This is a genomic window from Prolinoborus fasciculus (assembly GCF_056724605.1).
In genome coordinates this window covers 1-1421 of record NZ_JBWZQN010000133.1, presented here as the reverse complement: position 1 = coordinate 1421, position 1421 = coordinate 1, and the positions used below count along the sequence as shown (strand labels likewise).

Annotated in this window: 2 protein-coding genes and 1 pseudogene; 1 reads left to right on the top strand and 2 read right to left on the bottom strand. The window is 35.4% G+C overall.

Annotation, left to right across the window (positions count from 1 at the left end; genetic code table 11):
- Positions 1-120 (top strand): annotated as a pseudogene (locus tag AC1P5O_RS16550) (IS30 family transposase); the annotation flags it as partial.
- Positions 121-192: 72 nt separating this feature from the next.
- Here AC1P5O_RS16550 and AC1P5O_RS16545 read toward each other — a convergent pair.
- Both AC1P5O_RS16545 and AC1P5O_RS16540 read right to left on the bottom strand, forming a co-directional pair.
- Positions 193-702: a hypothetical protein gene (locus AC1P5O_RS16545; protein WP_243475530.1), complete on the bottom strand. Its 510-nt coding sequence runs from the start codon at positions 700-702 to the stop codon at positions 193-195.
- A 123-nt stretch (positions 703-825) separates the two neighbouring features.
- On the bottom strand, positions 826-1421 hold a 596-nt coding region (locus tag AC1P5O_RS16540), incomplete at its 5' end, for a recombinase family protein (RefSeq protein ID WP_499006414.1).

Sequence of the window (1421 nt, the reverse complement as noted above, 5' to 3'; positions counted from 1 at the left end):
GTTGCCATGTCACTGAATACTCGTCCTAGAAAAGCGTTAGATTGGCTTACACCATTAGAGAAATTTGCTCAGCTTGTTGATTATCATAAGACTTTTCAAACTGTCGCACCTCATGTTTGAATTCGCCAAGATTAAGCCTCATTCATGAATAATTTTTAAGTCTATAGAATCTAAATTTCGAATAAATTATTTTTATAATTTTTCAATACCTCCAGGTAAAGCCAGTCTTGGTGAACAATAACTAGGTAATTTTTCACTTAACTTCATTTTTTCATCATCAAAAGCGATTCCTAAAAACTGTAAATTCTCACCTAATCTATAAACCTCTTTGGATTTAATATCTTTTAGACCTATCACCTTATTATAATTATCAGAAAAGACCTCATATTGTTTAGGTATGACTAGAGTATGTAGAGTTTCTCTATCACCTCTGACTATGATGGATAAACAGTTATTATGAAGGGTTAAATTTCCTTGAAAGATGGCTTCTAGTTGAGCTAGATTTGGATCAAACCTTACATCTCTAGCTAAAATAAAAAATTGCTTATAGTCACTTTTTAGAGGTTTGATATTAGTCTTTTCAGCAGATACTGATGGATCAATATCAGATTTATTGTTGCTGGTATACTTTTCATTAGTATCGAAAAAACAGCCATTTAGAAAAAATGAGCTGAATACTAAAATACAGGTCTGAATCTTCATGCTCAAATTTTCCTTATATCAATCTTTATAAATTTTTATACCATTCCTGACCAAATTATTCTGGTATGTTAAATGGGTTTACAAATAGATATGACATAAGGGAAGCACTGATACAAGTTCCTTTTAAATGACTTTAGCAACTCGATAAACAGTTGCAACTCCACAACTCACTGCTTTGGCAATTTCTTCCTTAGTCATATTTCCAGCCACCAGCAGTTCTTTTATGCGTTTATGTTTAGCCTCATTTGCCTTCTTACCTGTGGGCTTGTAACCCGAACGTGCCAGGCCCTGCTTAATACGTTCTATGCGTTTCTCATTATCCAGACGAGCCATCGTTGCTAGGAGATCAATCAGCATATTGTTGATGAGCTCCAGGATTGAATGAGTAATACTGTCACTGGTTTGAATCATTTGGTAGGTAGTAGGAAGATCTGCCACGACTAAACGAAGACCCTTTTCCTGGATCCTACGCTTCAGCTCTTGAAAATCCCTTTGGGTTAGGCGTGATAAGCGGTCAATACTTTCAACCAACAAAGTGTCATCTTGATTTGCTTCTGACAGTAGCTTATTCAATTCAGGTCGATCTAGCTTTGTACCACTATAGTTTTCCACGTACACAATGGTTTCACCCAAATTCAAGTTTTGGTTTAGATCCTGAAGAATCTGCAAAGCCCTTTTTGCATCTTGATCTTTAGTTGAAGCTCGTAGATAAATACGTG

Bases quoted from the DNA above. Each gene is read 5' to 3' on its own strand.
- AC1P5O_RS16545 (WP_243475530.1), bottom strand. From the start codon at position 702: ATGAAGATTCAGACCTGTATTTTAGTATTCAGCTCATTTTTTCTAAAT.